Here is a 15,851-nt window from a genome sequence, read left to right as displayed (position 1 = left end):
ACATGGCCGCCGCCGCGATGCCCGACCCTCAACGGCCGGCCAGCGACTCGGGGGAGCGGCTCAACATCGGCCAGGTCCTTGACCAGCTGCGTCCCGACTTTCCGACGGTCACCATCCCGAAGATCCGGTTCCTCGAGGACAAGGGCCTGATCAAGCCGGAGCGCACCCCTGCGGGCTACCGCAAGTTCTCCCTGCGTGACGTGGAACGACTGCGCTACGTCCTGCGGATGCAGCGCGACCACTATCTGCCGTTGAAGGTCATCGGCGAGCACCTCGATGCGATCGACCGTGGCCTCGAGCCGCCGGAGATCGAGGCGACGGTGCCCACCGTCCCGACGGTCGCGCTGACCCCCGACGGCGCTCCCGGAGCTGAGTCGTTTCGGCGTACGGACAACATGCGGATCTCGCGGCGCGAGCTCCTCAAGGTGGCCGAGGTCGACGACGACCTGCTCACCGAGCTCGAGCGGATGGCCCTCGTCGTGCCGCTGCGCAGCGGTCATTACGACACCGACGCGCTGGCGATCGCGCGCACGGCAAAAGAGCTGGCCGAATTCGGCATCGAGCCCCGTCATCTGCGTGGCGTGAAGGCCGCGGCAGACCGTGAGGTCGGGCTCATCGAGCAGATCGTGGCGCCGCTGCGCCGCCCGGGAAATGCGGGCGCGCAGGGCAGAGCCGAGGAGATCGGCAGCGAGATCGCGTCTCTCGCGGTGCGCCTGCACGCCACCTTGGTGAAGTCGGGTCTGCGGGAGCGCTGAGCCACACGATCTCGATCGGTCCGCCGGGCTGCTTCTGCCACCCGGAGGCGGGTAGGGTGGATGACATGCGCGAGGTCGATGTGCTCGGAGTCCGGGTGGAGATGCCCTCCAATCAGCCGATCGTGCTCCTGCGCGAGGTGGCGGGGGAGCGATACCTGCCCATCTGGATCGGTGCGGTCGAGGCGACTGCGATCGCCTTCGCCCAGCAGGGCGTGGTGCCGCCGAGGCCGCTGACCCATGACCTGCTCAAGGATGTGGTCGAGGCGACCGGCAACGAGCTGAGCGAGGTGCAGATCACGACGGTCGAGGACCGCGTCTTCTTCGCCAACCTCGTCTTCGCCTCCGGCATCGAGGTGAGTGCGCGGCCGTCCGACTCGATCGCGCTGGCACTGCGTACGGGCACGAAGATCGTCGTCTCCGACGAGGTGCTCGACGAGGCCGGCCTCTCGGTGCCCGCCGAGCAGGAGGACGAGATCGAGAAGTTCCGTGAGTTCCTCGACGAGATCACCCCGGAGGACTTCGAGTCACACTGAGACTCGGACCCTCAAGTTCTACCTGAGGGTTAGGGCCAGCGACACGCCGGAGGGGGTTCTTTGACCGGGGCCCTTGCGACGCTTACCTTGTAGTTGTCTCTGTTGTAACTCCAGCGATGTGGTCCCCCCGCCTCACCGTTCATTCCCCGAGCGGAGTTACGCACAACGGAGTAGACGATGGAGGACATCGTGTTCGACCACGAGCAGAAGCCCGGCCACGGCGCCGACGACGCGCATCGCGCGGCGGAGCAGGCCGACGAGCAGGGCCTTCTCTTCACCGACGATGTCTCGCCCCTGCCGAGCGACACCGGCTATCGCGGCCCGACGGCCTGCAACGCAGCCGGCATCAGCTACCGCCAGCTCGACTACTGGGCCCGCACCGGCCTGGTCGAGCCGAGCGTGCGCGGCGCGACCGGCTCCGGCACCCAGCGGCTCTACTCATTCCGCGACATCTTGATCCTCAAGGTCATCAAGCGTCTCCTCGACGCCGGGATCTCGCTGCAGCAGATCCGTGCGGCCGTCCATCACCTGCGTGAGCGCGGCACCGACGACCTCACCCGCGTCACCCTGATGAGCGACGGTGCCTCGGTCTACGAGTGCACCAGCAACGACGAGGTGATCGATCTCCTCCAGGGTGGGCAGGGAGTCTTCGGCATCGCCATCGGCGGAGTGTGGCGCGAGATCGAGGGCACCCTCTCCGCGCTGCCGAGCGAGCGTACGGACGAAGACGGCGAGCAGGTCGCGAGCATGTCCGACGAGCTGGCCGCCAGGCGAGCCGCCCGCAACGCGGGCTGAACCGAGCTGAGACTGGGCCCTGGGGCCACGCAGACGCGTGGTCTCAGGGCCCAGTCGTTTATGCTGGTGGTGCTGACGATCCCGCATGGGAGAGCTCCACGCGTTGGAGCGCCGAAGGGGCAATTCCTCCCCGGAAACTCTCAGGCATCCACGACTGTGCGGACCAGGCAGCTCTGAAGCAGCGCATCGGCGCGTGACAGAGGGGGAGGGCGTACGAGTTTGTCTTAGATGCCCTCAGGAGCCACTGTGTCCGACACGCCCACTCTGTCCGAGCTCGACGCCGCCTCCCCGTTCGTGGAGCGCCACGTCGGGCTCTCCTCCGCCGACGAGGCGACGATGCTGCAACGCCTCGGCTACGAGTCGGTGGCGGCGATGATGGACGCGGCGGTGCCGGCCGGGATCCGCTCCGTCGAATCGCTCGACCTTCCGGGCCCGCTGTCCGAGTCGCAGGTCGCGTCGCTGGCGCGGGAGATCGCCGCGTCCAACAAGCCGGGCGAGGCCATGATCGGGCTGGGCTACCACGCCACCGTGACCCCGCCGGTGATCCGGCGCAACGTGCTCGAGGACCCGAGCTGGTACACCGCCTACACGCCCTACCAGCCCGAGATCTCTCAGGGCCGCCTGGAGGCGCTGCTCAACTTCCAGACGATGGTGGGCGACCTGGCCGGGCTCCCGGTCGCCAACTCGTCCCTCCTCGACGAGGGCACGGCAGCCGCCGAGGCGCTGGCGCTCGTGCACAGGGCCAACCGCAAGGGGTCTGGTCCGTTCGTCATCGACGCCGACGCGCTGCCGCAGTCGATCGAGGTCGTGAAGGTGCGTGCCGAGGCGATGGGCCTCGAGGTCGTCGTCGCCGACCTCTCCGAGGGCCTGCCCGAGGGTGACCTGATCGGCGTGCTGGTGCAGTACCCCGGCACCTCCGGCCGCGTGCCCGACCTGAAGCCGGTCATCGACGCCGCCCACGAGCGGGGCGCGCTCGCCGTGGTCGCCGCCGACCTGCTCTCGCTGACCCTGCTCGAGGCGCCCGGCACTCTCGGCGCCGACGTGGTCGTCGGATCCACCCAGCGTTTCGGCATCCCGCTCTTCTACGGCGGCCCCCACGCCGGCTACATGGCCGTCCACCAGGGCATCGAGCGACACCTGCCCGGCCGCCTGGTCGGCGTCTCCGTCGACGCGGAGGGGCGGCCCGCCTACCGGTTGGCCCTGCAGACCCGGGAGCAGCACATCCGCCGTGAGAAGGCGACCTCCAACATCTGCACCGCTCAAGTGCTGCTGGCCGTGGGCGCCTCGATGTACGCCGTCTATCACGGTCCTGCCGGGCTGCGCTCGATCGCGACCCGGACCCACCGGTACGCCGCCGTCCTGGCCGCAGCGCTGCGCTCCGCCGGCCTCCCGCTGGTATCGGAGACCTTCTTCGACACGATCGGCGTCACCGTGCCCGGCCGAGCGGCCGACGTGGTCGCCTCGGCTCGTCGCTTCGGCGTTCACCTGCGTCAGGTGGACGCCGACACCGTCGGTGTCTCGACCTCGGAGGCGACCACGCGCTCGACGCTGTCTGCCGTGCTGAGCGCGTTCGGCGTCACCGGGGTGGACCTCGAGGAGGTCGACCGCACCACACCCAGCGCGCTGCCCGAGGGCCTGCTGCGTACGACTGACTATCTCACTCATGAGGTGTTCAACGCCCACCACAGCGAGACCCAGATGCTGCGCTACCTGCACCGTCTCGCCGCGCGCGACTACGCGCTCGACAAGGGCATGATCCCGCTCGGCTCCTGCACGATGAAGCTCAACGCGACCACCGAGATGGAGCCGATCTCGCTGCCCGGTTTCGCAGACCTGCACCCGTTCGTGCCCGCCGAGGACGCCGCCGGATACACCCGGCTCGTGGGCGAGCTGGAGGGGTGGCTGGCCGCTGTCACCGGTTACGACGAGGTCTCGATCCAGCCGAACGCCGGCTCGCAGGGCGAGTTCGCCGGCCTGATGGCGATCCGTGGTTATCTCGAGGCGCAGGGTCAGGGCGAGCGCAACATCTGCCTGATGCCGTCCTCGGCGCACGGCACCAACGCCGCCTCCGCGGTCATGGCCGGGATGAAGGTGCAGGTGGTGAAGTCTGCTGAGGACGGCACCGTCGACCTCGACGACCTGCGCGCGAAGCTGGCCGACCACGGCGAGAAGGTCGCCGCGATCATGGTGACCTACCCCTCGACCCACGGCGTCTACGAAGAGGGCATCACCGAGGTCTGCTCGCTGGTGCACGAGGTCGGCGGCCAGGTCTACATCGACGGCGCCAACTTCAACGCGCTCCTGGGCTACGCCAAGCCCGGCGAGTTCGGCGGCGACGTCTCCCACCTCAACCTGCACAAGACCTTCTGCATCCCGCACGGCGGCGGTGGTCCCGGCGTCGGCCCGGTCGCGGTCCGCTCCCACCTGGCTCCCTACCTGCCCTCGCACTCGCTGCACCCCGACGCCGCGAAGCGCTCGGGCATCGGCGCCATCTCGGCGGCTCCGTACGGCTCGGCCGGCATCCTGCCGATCTCCTGGGCCTACGTACGTCTGATGGGCGCCGAGGGCCTGACCCGGGCCACCGGGGCTGCGGTGCTGTCGGCCAACTACGTGGCAGCCCGTCTCGGCGAGCACTTCCCGGTGCTCTACCGCGGCGAGACCGGGCTGGTCGCGCACGAGTGCATCCTCGACCTGCGGGCGATGACCAAGGAGACCGGCGTGAGCGTCGACGACGTCGCCAAGCGCCTCATCGACTACGGCTTCCACGCCCCGACGATGTCGTTCCCCGTCGCGGGCACGCTCATGGTCGAGCCCACCGAGTCGGAGGACCTCGCCGAGCTCGACCGGTTCATCGACGCCATGATCGCGATCAAGGGCGAGATCGACCAGGTCGCGTCGGGCGAGTGGACCCCGGAGAGCTCGATCCTGCGTGGCGCCCCGCACACCTCGCGTGCGCTCGTCGGTGACTGGGACCGCCCCTACTCGCGCGAAGAGGCCGTCTTCCCGCAGGGCATGACCGGACCCAACGGCTCGGGCGACAAGTACTGGCCGCCGGTGGCTCGCATCGACAACACCTACGGCGACCGCAACCTGGTCTGCTCCTGCCCGCCGGTCGAGTCCTTCGCCGACTGATCTCCCGCCGAGTCGGCTCGTTCTGACCGAGAACCAGGTCGAGTCGGCGCGTTGGAACGCGCCGACTCGGCGAGGGGTGTGGTCAGGACGCGCCGACTCGGCGAGGGGTGTGGTCAGGACGGGCCGACTCGGCGAGCTGGTGAGTCAGATGCCGAGGATCTGGAGGGTCGAACCCTCGCGGCCCTTGGTGACGGCCAGCTGGGTGGGGATGCGTTCGCGCATCTCGGTGACGTGACTGACCACGCCGATGATGCGGCCGCCTTCACGGAGGGTGTCGAGCACGTCGAGCACGTCGTCGAGGGTGTCGGCGTCGAGGGAGCCGAAGCCTTCGTCGACGAACAGCGTGTCGAGCATCTGCCCGCCGGCCTCGTTCATGATGACGTCGGCCAGGCCGAGGGCGAGGGCGAGGGAGACGACGAAGGTCTCACCGCCCGAGAGAGTGGCCGGGTCGCGGGACTCGCCCGACCAGTCGTCGCGCACCAACAGCGCCAAACCGCCGCGGCGGTCGCCGGCACCCTTCGCGGCGGAGTGCTCCAGCGCATAGCGCTGATCGCTCATCTTCGCCAGCCGCTCGTTGGCGGCTGCGACCACCTGGGTGAGGCGGTAGGCGACGACGTAGGCCGAGAGGCTCATCTGTAGCTGGTTGTCGCTGCTCTTCCCCTCGGCGAAGGAGGCGATGCGGGTGACGACCTCGAGGTCGTTGCGCACGGGTGTCCAGGCGGAGAGAGCCTGCCCGAGGTCGCGGAGGAGCGCGTCGAGGCGAGCGGCACGGTTGGCGGCGGTGTCGGCTGCTGAGCGGGCCGCGTCGGCGGACTCGGCCGCCCGACGGTGCGCCATGGACAGCGCGGGGAGGTCGGGCGCGTCGGTCGCCAGGATCTCGGTGGCCTCGGGAGAGTCGAGCGCGGCACGAGCGGTGGCCAGCCGGTCTGCGTACGTCTTGATCTGATCGCTCAGTGCCGTGATCTGCGCCGGGGGGAGAGCCGCCGAGAGCGCGCTCTCGGGGGTCTCGAAGCCGGCCCGAGCCGCGGTGGCGGCCAAGGTGTTCTCCGCCGTGGCGAGCGCCTCGGCGGCACGGGCGGCATGCTCGAGCCGTTCGCGGGTCGTGGTCGCAGTCCGGTGCTCGCGGTCGAGGGCGGCCAGCAGGGCATCGAGGTCGGGATGGTCGCCACGTAGGTCGCGCAGCTGCCGCTCGAGCCGCTCGCGCTCGTCGGTGAGGTGGAGCCAGGTGGTCTCGAGCGCGGCGGTGCGGGCCTCCAGGTCGGCGCGGAGCTCGGCCGAGCGGGCTCGACTCTCCTCGGCCTCAGCGAGCTCGGCCCGCAGCCGCTCCTCACCCGCGGCCGTACGCTCCATGCCGGCGAGACGTTCGGTGAGCGAGCCGGTCGACTCCTCGCCCTCACCGGCACCCTCCTGGGCGAGCTGGAGCCGGGTGGCGAGGTCACGCACGTGCTGGTCGCGGGCGTGCTCCTCGGCGCTGGCGTTGTCGTACGTCGCCTGGGCGGCCTTCTCGGCGGCCGCGTCGGGAGCACCTTCGGCGGGTGAGGCCTTGTGAGGGTGGTCGTGCGATCCGCAGACCGGGCAGTCGGCGCCGACCGCCAGGGCGCCGGCGAGCTCGGCGGCGATGCCGTCGAGTCGTGCCTGGCGTACGTCGAGATAGCGCGTGCGCGCCTCCATCGCGGCTGCCCTGGCCGACCCGTGTCGGGTGCGAGCCTCGGCGATCTCTCGCTCGAGCCGGGCGACCTCGTCGACCGCGGCGACGCGGGCGCGCAGCGCCGGGAGCGCGGCGGCGGCCTCGGTGGCCGCCTTCAGGCTCGCCGTCAGCGTCTGCACCTTCCGGGGCAGGTCGTCAGCGAGCCGCGCCTGCTCGCGTGCCTGACCGCGCAGCCGGTCGCGCTGCGCACCGGTGGACTCGAGCTCGCGGTCGACGTCGCTGAGGCGGGTCTGCACCGGCACCAGGGCACGAGCCTGGGAGAGCTGGGAGGCGATGCGGTCGACAGCGGCACCGGCCTCGGTCAGGGTCATGTCGCGCGAGGCGAGAGCGGCCGCCCGCTCGTGGTCGCGGCGGGCCTTGTCGGCGAGCTCGGCGACCCCGGTGACGGCCTCGGCCCGGCGGGCGGCGTCGACGCGGCGTACCCGCTCTTCCTGCGCCTCGGCACCGGCGACCAGGCGGCTCTCCTCCTCGGCGGCCGCCCGCAGACCGCGCTGCTTCTCAGCGACCACCCTGCCTGCGTCGAGGGCGGCGAGGGTCTCCGACTCGGCTGCCAGGGCCTCCATCGCCGCACCGGAGGTGACGGCCTGGGCCTCGGTGGCGCTCTCGGTCAGCTCGCGCGCCCAGGTCGCGACGGCGCCGTCACCGGCCGGGAGGCTGAGGTCGTGCACGTCCCAGTCGTCGGGGAGGGTGACGGCCGCGGTCTCGCTGATGCGGCTGACCACCTCGGCGACGTCGGCGTTGAGCGACTCCGAGCTGCGCCGCAGCTCGACGCGACGCTCGCGCAGCCACCGCTCCACGTCGGCGAAGCGCTCGGTGCGGAAGAGGCGCTCGAGCAGGCGCTTGCGCTCCTCGGCGCTGGAGCGGAGGAAGGCCTGGAAGCGGCCCTGCGGCAGCATCGCGACCTGCACGAACTGGGTCAGCGTCATGCCGAGGAGGTCTGAGACCAGGTATCCGGCCTCGTCGAGTCGGGTGGTGAGGGTGCGCCACTCCTCGCCGACCTGCTCCATCAGCACCACGGAGGCCTGCTGCGTCGTGGTGCCGGTGCCGCGACGCTTGGCCCGCTCCCACGACGGCGACCGGGTGATGCGGAAGCGTCGCTGCGCGAGGGTCGCCTCCAAGACCACGCGGGTGGGCACGTCGGCGGGCGCACGGTCGCTGCGCAGCCGCTTCGCGACCGCGCGGTCGCCGGGCACGTCGCCGTAGAGCGCGAAGCAGACCGCGTCGAGCACGCTCGTCTTGCCGGCTCCGGTCGCCCCCGAGAGCAGGAACAGCCCCGCGCCGGAGAGCTGGTCGAAGTCGACGGCGACGGAGCCGGTGAACGGGCCGAACGCGGTCACCTCCAGGTGGTGAAGGCGCATCAGAAGAGCACCTCGAGCCACTCGTCGTCATCGGACCTGCTCGCGGAGGTGTCGAGCGCGTCGACCTCGGGGTCTTCGCAGCAGGCGTCGACCGCGGTCTGCAACAGCGCCAGCTCGGCCTTGGCAGCCGGCTCACCGCGCAGCTCGGCCACGAACTCGCTCACCAGGTCGATGTCACGTCTCGGCGTGGCCGGGTCGGGGCGGGAGAGGGCTCCCAGCACCGGTGCGGTCGACTCGAAGCCCAGCACCAGCGTGTGCGGGAAACGGCGACGCAGGCGCTCCATCGCCTGCCCCGGGCGGATCCGGTCGGTCAGCGTGATCTGCAGCCACGAGTCTTCGTACGCCTGGTGGCTGGGGTCGCTGAGAAGCTCGTCGAGCGTGCCCCGCAGCCGAGCGAGCCGCCGCGGCACCGGCGCCTCGACGAACTCGCTCGCGACCAGGCCGGACTCGTCGAGATCGATGAGCCACGAGCCCTTGAGATGGTCGGCCTCGGAGAAGGAGTAGGCCAGCGGCGACCCGCTGTAGCGCACCGTCTCGGTGATCCGCTGGCGGCCGTGGAGGTGGCCCAGGGCGGCGTAGGAGATGGTCTCGAACAGGCTGGCGGGCACCATCGAGACACCGCCGACCGAGATGTCGCGCTCGGAGTCGGACGGCTCGGCACCGGTCACGAAGGCATGGGCCATCACCACGCTGCGGGTGTGGCGAGCGTCGAGATCGGCGCGCACCCGGCGCATCGCCTCGCCGAGAGCCGCCTGGTGGGAGCGGGACTCGAGACCCCAGGAGGCCCGGGTGGTGTCGGGTTCGAGGTAGGGGAGGCCGTAGAAAGCCACCTCGCCGTGCTCGTCGGGGAGCATCACCGGACGCCCGACAGCGGCGAGGTCGGTGCGGATGAAGATGCCGGCAGCGTCGATCAGGTCGGAGCCGAAGCCGAGCCGCTGCGCGGAGTCGTGGTTGCCGCTGGTGATGACGACCTTCGCGCGTGAGGCGGCCAGCCGCGCAAGCGTCTCCGAGGCCAGCCGCACCGCGTCGACCTGCGGAAGCGCACGGTCGTAGACGTCGCCGGAGACGCACACCACGTCGACCCGCTCCTGCTCCACGACGGAGAGGAGATGATCGACGTACGCCGCCTGGTGACCGAGCATGCCCTCCCGGTGGAAGGACCGGCCCAGATGCCAGTCGGAGGTGTGCAGGATCCGCATATCCGAAAACTATCGGTGAGCGCCGACACTCTTGCCGCCGACGCACCGCGTCAGCCGGAGTGCTACCCCCTCGGGTAGGTGATCTTCACCGCGAGGTGGCGCTGCAGGTTGTCGGCGGCGTCAGCCACGCGGCGGCGTACGCCTGGATCGAGGTCGTGCTCGATGACGGCGCGGGCCGCGCCGAGGGTGGCCTCGGTGACCGAGTGTGCGGGGAAGAACGCCTCGGCGGCCTCGGCGAGGCTCCAGCCGGACCGCTTCGCGGCGGTGGCGGGAAGCTCGTCGAAGTAGCGCTCCACATAGGCCTCGGTCAGCTCGGCGGGTCCGCGCCAGAGCCCGTGGCCGACAGCGAGGATGTCGTAGTTGGGCAGGTCGGTCTCACCGGTGAACACCGACCAGGCGAAGGCCTTGGCCTCGGCGTCGGGGAGGCTCGCCAAGGCGCCGTTGAGGTGGATACGGGCCTCGTTGGCCGGCTCCGCGGCGTAGGCGGCCCGCAGCTCCTCACGGGTCGTGAACCCGTGCTCGGCCAGCTTGGTCAGCACCCGCCAGCGCAGGTCGAGGTCGGTCTCGATGCCGTCGGGAGGAGTCACCAGCCAGCGCCGCAGCAGGGTCTGCGACGACGCCGACCGGATCGCGGCCCGGTAGGCCGAGAGCTGCAGCTCGGAGCCCGGCGCGACCTCGTCGAGCTTGCGGATCGCGGCGTCGTGGAGCCGCTCGCGAGCACCCTCGGGCGCCAGCGGCACCACCGAGCCGAAGAGCCAGGGCATGGTGCGCCGGTGGGTGTCCTCGAGGTCTTCGACCGGCAGCGAAGCCTCGGCGATGTCGACGATGTCGGCGGGGTCGACCGCGGCGTTGAACCAGGCGCTGCGCAGGTTGTTCCACACTCCCGCGCGCAGGCGGCCGTCGGTGACCGACGGCAGCGCGCCCTTGAGGGCCTGCACCGTCTCCCAGTCGGGGATCGCCGCGGCCCAGGTGTCGTCGTAGGGGTCGAGCACGACCGCGTTGGCGGCGACCTGGAGCGGCGTACGGTCGCCGGTGACCGTGATCTCCTCGGTGGTCCAGCGGGTGCCGTTGAGGATGGCGGCGCGGAAGGTGTGGGAGCGGTCGGCGGGGTGCAGCGCGGGGGCCGTGCGGTTGATGACCATCTTCGACGGGTCCCAGGAGAGCGTGTCGGGGCCGGCGGTGAGGAGCCACTGGGAGGTGAAGGTGTCGAGGTCGAACTCGACACCGGCCGCCTCCGCCGCCTTCGCCCAGGAGGCGAAGAGGTCGTGCATCGTCGCGTTGCCGAACCGGTGGGTGGTGAAGTGGTCGATCGCACCGGCGAAGAAGACGTCGTCCCCCAGCGCGGCGGCCAGCTGGCGCAGGATCGCGGAGCCCTTGGAGTAGGAGATGCCGTCGAAGTTCTGCAGCGCCGAGACGGCGTCCTCGGCGCCGTTGCCTGCGACCGAGTGGGTCGAGCCACGCTGGTCGGCGGTCAGACCCCACTGGCGCCGGGCGTAGGAGACGTCGGCCCAGGCGTCGTCGTACTCGGTGACCTCGGCGGTCACCCGGTTGCCCATGTATTCGGCGAACGACTCGTTGAGCCACAGGTCGTCCCACCACTGCGGGGTGACCAGGTCGCCGAACCACTGGTGCGCCATCTCGTGGGCGACCGTGGTGGCGCGCTGGATCCGCATCCCGCGGGTCACGCGCGAGGTGAAGATCATCGGGTCGCGGAAGGTCACGCAGCCCGGGTTCTCCATCGCGCCCGCGTTGAACTCCGGCACGAACGCCTGGTGGTAGTTGCCGAAGGGGTAGCGGATGCCGAAGAGGCGGTGGAACTCGTCGAAGCACTGCTTGGTGAGCGTGAAGAGCTCCTCGGCGTCCTTGTCGAGGTCGGCCGCGATGCTCTGCCGCGAGCTCAGCGACAGCGGGATCCCGTCGTGCTCGTCGTGGATCATGTGCCACGGCCCGGCGACGAGCGTGACGAAGTACGTCGAGAGCGGCTGGCTCCGCTCCAGCTCCCACACCCCGGGCTCGGTCTGAGCGCCTGGGGCGTTGCCGATGACCGTCCAGTCGTGCGGCGCGGTGACGTGGAAGGTGTAGGGCGCCTTGAGGTCGGGCTGGTCGAAGCACGCGAAGATCGTCGGTGCGGCGTCCATGAAGCACATCCCGTAGACGTAGGCCTTCCCGTCGGCGGGATCGACGCTGCGGTGCAGCCCCTCGCCGTCGTTGCGGAACGGCATGGTCGCCTCGACGACCAGCTCGTTGGCGCCCTCCTGCGTGGTGATCGGGAGGCGGCCGTGCGCGAGCTCGCTCGGGGCGACGGGCCGGCCGTTGAGCCGGATCGCCTCGACCGAGACGGGCTTGAGGTCGACGAACGTCGGGCCGCCCTGCGAGGTGAACCGGATCGTCGTCACGGAGCCGAAGGTCTCCTCGCTGGAGGCGAGATCGAGACGTACGTCGTAGTCGTCGATGCTCAGCAGAGTGGCTCGGGAGGCGGCCTCGTCGCGGCGGAGGGGAAGGCTCTGGATGGTCACGTCGCACAGGCTAGCCCTCGGGTGGCACTCTTTCCCCATGACTGACTCTGCTGCAGAACTGCGCTCGGTTTCCCTGGAGAAGATCGGCGAACACCGCTTTCGGGCGATCAACTCGCGAGGGGGCACCCTGTCGATCGGCCACGGCGAGGACCCCGACTTCACGCCCGTCGAGCTGCTCCTGGCGGCGCTGGCCGGATGCAGCGCACTCGACGTCGACTTCATCACCGGCAAGCGGTCGCCGATGGAGGCCTTCGAAGCGCTCGCCGCCGGGCGCAAGATCCGTGACGAGCACGGCAACCGCCTCGTCGACCTCTCCGTCACCTTCGACATCACCTTCCCCGAGGGGGAGGAGGGCGACGCGGCCCGCAAGGTGCTCCCCGACGCCATCGAGAAGTCGGAGACCCGACTGTGCACCGTCGGTCGCACCGTCGCCGTCGAGACCCCGGTGGCCTACGCCGAAGGTGACCTCTGAGGCACCGAGGCGTCACTCCCGCAGGCTGAGGAGTCACGTGTGCAGGTCGAGTGGGCACCCAGGTGCCCGCTCGACCTGCGGGAGTGACCTCTCGGCCTACGTGACTTCTCGGCGGGTCAGGGGAGCAGGAGAGCGGAGTCGCCGAACTCGTGCCACAGGTAGCCCTCGGCGACCGCCGCGTCGTAGGCCGACTGGGTGAGCTCGGTGCCCGCGACCGCTTCCACGAGGAGCAGGTGGCTCGCCTGCGGGTCGTGCCAACCGGTGATGAGCCCGTTGACGACGTAGGGCGGGTTGGCGGGCGTGACCACGCGGTCGGTCCAGCCGCTGGCGGCGCGTACGACCCCGGTGGCCTCGACGACCGCGGACTCCAGAGCCCGGGTGACGGTCGTGCCGGCCGCGACCACGCGTCCGCCTGCGAGCCTGGTCTGCTCCACCACCCGTGCGGTGGTCTCCGAGACCTCGAACCACTCCGCGCCCGGTGCCTCGCCGGCCTCCTGGGAGGAGACGCCGGTGTGGAGCGTGATCGGCGCGATCTGGATGCCGCGCGAGACGAGGTCGGTGACCAGCGACTGCGTGAACGGCCGGGCGGCCGACGGCATCTCGGCGCTGCCGGGACGACGACCGAACACCGTCTGGTAGGCCGAGAGCGGGTAGCGCCGGTCGAGGTAGCCGTAGGCGATCGGGCGGCCGGCCCCCTCGAGCTCAGCGGCCACGTCGCCGGTGATCTCGGCGCGCCAGAGCCGATTTCCCTCGCCCGTCGGCGACGACGTACGGCCGTCGGGATAGGGCTCGAGCAGCGTCGCTCGCAGCCCGCCGGTGACGACCACGTCACCCTCGGAGGCGTCGAGCACGGCGCGCGAGGCGTCGGGCGCCGAGCGGATCTCGAGCGCCCAGCCGGAGTCGAGACGCTGCGCGAGGTGGACCACGACCCGGCCGCGCCCGACCATGTCGGCGTCGAGCTGACGTGCCTCGGTCGCGGAGTCGTTGACCACGACCAGATCGCCGGGGGAGAGGTGGTCGGCCAGGTCACCGAACCGGGCATGGCTCACGCCGTCCGGGCGGGCGACGAGCATCCGCACCTCGTCGCGGCCGCGACCTCGCCACTCCGCCGGGGCGGGAGCGGTGGTGTCGTCGGGGGCGGGGAAGGTGGTGGTGGGGTGTTCGACGAGGAGTGTCATCGGGTTGCTCCTTCGAGGGAGAGGTCGGCGGCGCGATAGCGACCCGACGCGGTGTCGCTCGCGAACAGGGCGAGCAGGTGCGGCACGACCGACTCCGGAAGCGGGCGGTCGGAGATGTCCTCGCCGGGGAAGGCGGCCTGGTGCATGGCGGTGCGCATGTCGCCCGGGTCGAGCGCGAAGGCGCGGATGCCGTTCTCCTCGCCCAGCGTCAGGATCAGGTGATCGAGCGCGGCCTTGCTCGCGGCGTACGTTCCCCAGGTCGGGTAGTGCTCGACCGCCGCGTCGCTGGAGATGCCGACGAGGGTGCCCCGCGAGGCGATCAGGTAGGGGAGGAGGCGCTGCGAGAGCGTGAGCGGAGCGATGAGGTTCGTCTCGAGCACGGTGGAGAGATGGTTGGCAGTGGCCTCGGCCAGCGGAAGCATCGGGCCGAGTTCGCTGGCGTTGTGCACGACCAGGTCGAGGCGGCCGTGGCGCGCGACGGCGGCCGCGATCGCGTCCTGATGGTCTGGATCGCGTACGTCGCCGGCAAGGCTGGTGATGCGAGAGCTGCTCGGCAGCGCGGTGTGGAGGCGCCCGGCGTCGCGGGCGTCGGTGATGACGCTCCATCCGCTGCCGGCCAGCGCCGCGACGAGGGCGAGCCCGAGTCCTGCCGACCCGCCCGTGACGACTGCTACTTCGTTGTGTGATCTGTTCATGCTCGCTAGCATTCAACCTAAAGTGAACTTGAGATCAAGGGTTGATTTGAAGATGAGCGAGATGAACACCCATGACCTGCTCACGATGGGGGAGGTGACCCGGCGCAGCGGCTATGCGGCCTCGGCGGTGCGCTACTACGAGAGCCAGGGGTTGATCAGGGCCGAGCGCTCGGGCGGAGGGCAGCGTACGTTCGAGCGCAGCGTGCTGCGCCGGCTCGCCTTCATCCGGGCCGCTGCCAACGTCGGCCTGAGCCTGGAGGAGATCAGGGCCGAGCTCGACTGCCTGCCGGGGGACCGCACGCCGACGAAGGCCGACTGGGCGCGGATGTCGAAGCACTGGCGCCATCGCCTCGAGGAGCAGATCAACGCCCTCGAACGCCTGCGCGACAATCTCGACTCCTGCATCGGGTGCGGCTGCCTCTCCCTGCAGCGCTGCCGCATCTCCAACCCCGGCGACACCGCGGCGGCCCAGGGGAGTGGTGCGGCCTACCTCCCCAAGGCCCTACGTCGGGAGCCACCCCGCCGCCGAGCCTGAGACCCAGGTCGAAGCGTCAGGTCTGCAGGTCGAGTGGGCACTCAGGTGCCCACTCGACCTGCAGGAGTGACTTCTCGGCGGGGGTTTGTCAGTCGACAGAGATGGTTTCGAAGTCCACCGGCGTCTTCGGCGTGCCGGTGCCGTCGGGGCCGGCCTCGGCGACGCCGGCCTGCCCGACCTTCTCGAGAGCCTTGACGGCGGCCGGGTCGAGGGTGCCGAAGACGGTGTAGGACGGCGGCAGCTCGGTGTCGCCGAAGACCATGAAGAACTGGCTGCCGCCGGAGTCGGGCCGGCCGGTGTTGGCCATCGCCAGGGTGCCGGCCGGGAAGGTGTCGGTGTCCTTGAACTCGTCAGGGATCGTGTAGCCCGGCCCACCGGTGCCCTGGCCGGTCGGGTCGCCGCACTGCAGCAGCTCGAAGCCGGGGTTGGCGCCGAGGCGGTGGCAGGAGGTGCCGTCGTAGTAGTCCTGGGAGGCCAGGGAGAGGAAAGAGTTGACCGTGCACGGCGCCTTGTCGGCGTCGAGGGTGATCGCGAGCTCGCCGACAGAGGTGTTGATCGTGGCGGGCACCTTGCCGGTGTACTGCGCGGTCTTCTCCGGCGCGTCGACCTCCTTCGAGGCGCCCATCGGGTCCTCGGGGTAGTCACAGCTCGCCTTGCCCGGCGAGACGATCGACTTCCAGTCGCTCGTCCCGCTCGACTTCGGCCCCTTGCTCTCCTCCGTGGCACCGGAGTCCTCGGAGCCCGAGCCTGAGCCGCAGGCGGAGAGTGTCAGGAGCAGGGCAGCGGCGGCAGTGGCCGAGAGCGTACGAGTCAGCATGCGCAGATGCTAGGGGAGCCGGCCCGAGTTCGGCCCGACCGGCCCGGTCTGGCGCGCCGCTCGACCTGACGTCCAGACGTTAGTCCGGCGCACTATCGCACACCCTTGTCGTCGGCCGCGATACTGCACCAGCCTCGCCACACCCACAACCGCCGCGA

General features: G+C 70.7%; 12 protein-coding genes and 1 riboswitch. Of the genes, 6 read left to right on the top strand and 6 right to left on the bottom strand.

From position 1 onward, the window contains the following. Positions 1 to 2: 2 nt before the first annotated feature. From ftsR to gcvP, 4 genes are all read left to right on the top strand, one after another. Complete coding sequence (ftsR, locus tag FB381_RS12735) at positions 3 to 755, top strand: transcriptional regulator FtsR (RefSeq protein ID WP_141780627.1); 753 nt, start codon at positions 3 to 5, stop codon at positions 753 to 755. Positions 756 to 820: 65 nt separating this feature from the next. Continuing rightward, positions 821 to 1,288, top strand: a complete 468-nt coding sequence (locus tag FB381_RS12730) for a bifunctional nuclease family protein (protein ID WP_141780626.1) — start codon at positions 821 to 823, stop codon at positions 1,286 to 1,288. 177 nt (positions 1,289 to 1,465) lie between these two features. After that, on the top strand, positions 1,466 to 2,083 hold the full coding sequence (locus FB381_RS12725; RefSeq protein WP_141780625.1) for a MerR family transcriptional regulator: 618 nt from the start codon (positions 1,466 to 1,468) through the stop codon (positions 2,081 to 2,083). Positions 2,084 to 2,159: 76 nt separating this feature from the next. Continuing rightward, positions 2,160 to 2,250: riboswitch (glycine riboswitch) on the top strand. Positions 2,251 to 2,311: 61 nt separating this feature from the next. After that, on the top strand, positions 2,312 to 5,215 hold the full coding sequence (gene gcvP / locus FB381_RS12720) for an aminomethyl-transferring glycine dehydrogenase (RefSeq protein WP_141780624.1): 2,904 nt from the start codon (positions 2,312 to 2,314) through the stop codon (positions 5,213 to 5,215). Between the two features lie 144 nt (positions 5,216 to 5,359). On the opposite strand, the gene FB381_RS12715 is transcribed toward gcvP, so the two are convergent. The 3 genes from FB381_RS12715 to pepN all read right to left on the bottom strand — a co-directional run bounded on the left by FB381_RS12715 (position 5,360) and on the right by pepN (position 11,996). Further along, positions 5,360 to 8,281: an AAA family ATPase gene (locus FB381_RS12715; RefSeq protein ID WP_141780623.1), complete on the bottom strand. Its 2,922-nt coding sequence runs from the start codon at positions 8,279 to 8,281 to the stop codon at positions 5,360 to 5,362. Beyond that, positions 8,281 to 9,480: an exonuclease SbcCD subunit D gene (locus FB381_RS12710; RefSeq protein WP_141780622.1), complete on the bottom strand. Its 1,200-nt coding sequence runs from the start codon at positions 9,478 to 9,480 to the stop codon at positions 8,281 to 8,283. Before FB381_RS12710 ends, FB381_RS12715 begins: the two co-directional genes overlap by 1 nt. Before the next feature lie 62 nt (positions 9,481 to 9,542). Then, on the bottom strand, positions 9,543 to 11,996 hold the full coding sequence (gene pepN, locus FB381_RS12705; RefSeq protein ID WP_141780621.1) for an aminopeptidase N: 2,454 nt from the start codon (positions 11,994 to 11,996) through the stop codon (positions 9,543 to 9,545). Positions 11,997 to 12,033: 37 nt separating this feature from the next. Between pepN and FB381_RS12700 the strand changes: the two genes are divergently transcribed. Next, positions 12,034 to 12,468 carry an OsmC family protein gene (locus FB381_RS12700; protein ID WP_141780620.1) on the top strand — a complete coding sequence of 145 codons (435 nt, stop codon included), beginning with the start codon at positions 12,034 to 12,036 and terminating at the stop codon, positions 12,466 to 12,468. Between the two features lie 116 nt (positions 12,469 to 12,584). On the opposite strand, the gene FB381_RS12695 is transcribed toward FB381_RS12700, so the two are convergent. Both FB381_RS12695 and FB381_RS12690 read right to left on the bottom strand, forming a co-directional pair. Then, on the bottom strand, positions 12,585 to 13,646 hold the full coding sequence (locus tag FB381_RS12695; protein WP_141780619.1) for an S-adenosylmethionine:tRNA ribosyltransferase-isomerase: 1,062 nt from the start codon (positions 13,644 to 13,646) through the stop codon (positions 12,585 to 12,587). Continuing rightward, a complete protein-coding gene (locus tag FB381_RS12690) occupies positions 13,643 to 14,341 on the bottom strand; it encodes an SDR family NAD(P)-dependent oxidoreductase (protein WP_141780618.1) in 699 nt (232 codons plus the stop codon). The genes FB381_RS12695 and FB381_RS12690 overlap by 4 nt, the downstream gene beginning before the upstream one ends. Before the next feature lie 52 nt (positions 14,342 to 14,393). Here FB381_RS12690 and soxR point away from each other — a divergent pair, with 52 nt between their 5' ends. After that, positions 14,394 to 14,876, top strand: coding sequence for a redox-sensitive transcriptional activator SoxR (gene soxR / locus FB381_RS12685; protein WP_246088086.1), 483 nt, complete (start codon positions 14,394 to 14,396; stop codon positions 14,874 to 14,876). A gap of 88 nt (positions 14,877 to 14,964) precedes the next feature. On the opposite strand, the gene FB381_RS12680 is transcribed toward soxR, so the two are convergent. Next, the gene (locus FB381_RS12680; RefSeq protein WP_141780617.1) at positions 14,965 to 15,693 is read right to left on the bottom strand and encodes a peptidylprolyl isomerase; all 729 of its coding nucleotides are present in this window, start codon (positions 15,691 to 15,693) and stop codon (positions 14,965 to 14,967) included. Positions 15,694 to 15,851 lie beyond the last annotated feature (158 nt).

This window comes from Nocardioides albertanoniae, assembly GCF_006716315.1.
In the GTDB taxonomy this organism is placed as follows: domain Bacteria; phylum Actinomycetota; class Actinomycetes; order Propionibacteriales; family Nocardioidaceae; genus Nocardioides; species Nocardioides albertanoniae.
The sequence above is the reverse complement of the archived record's forward strand: the minus strand, read 5'-3'. Positions and strand labels throughout refer to the sequence as shown.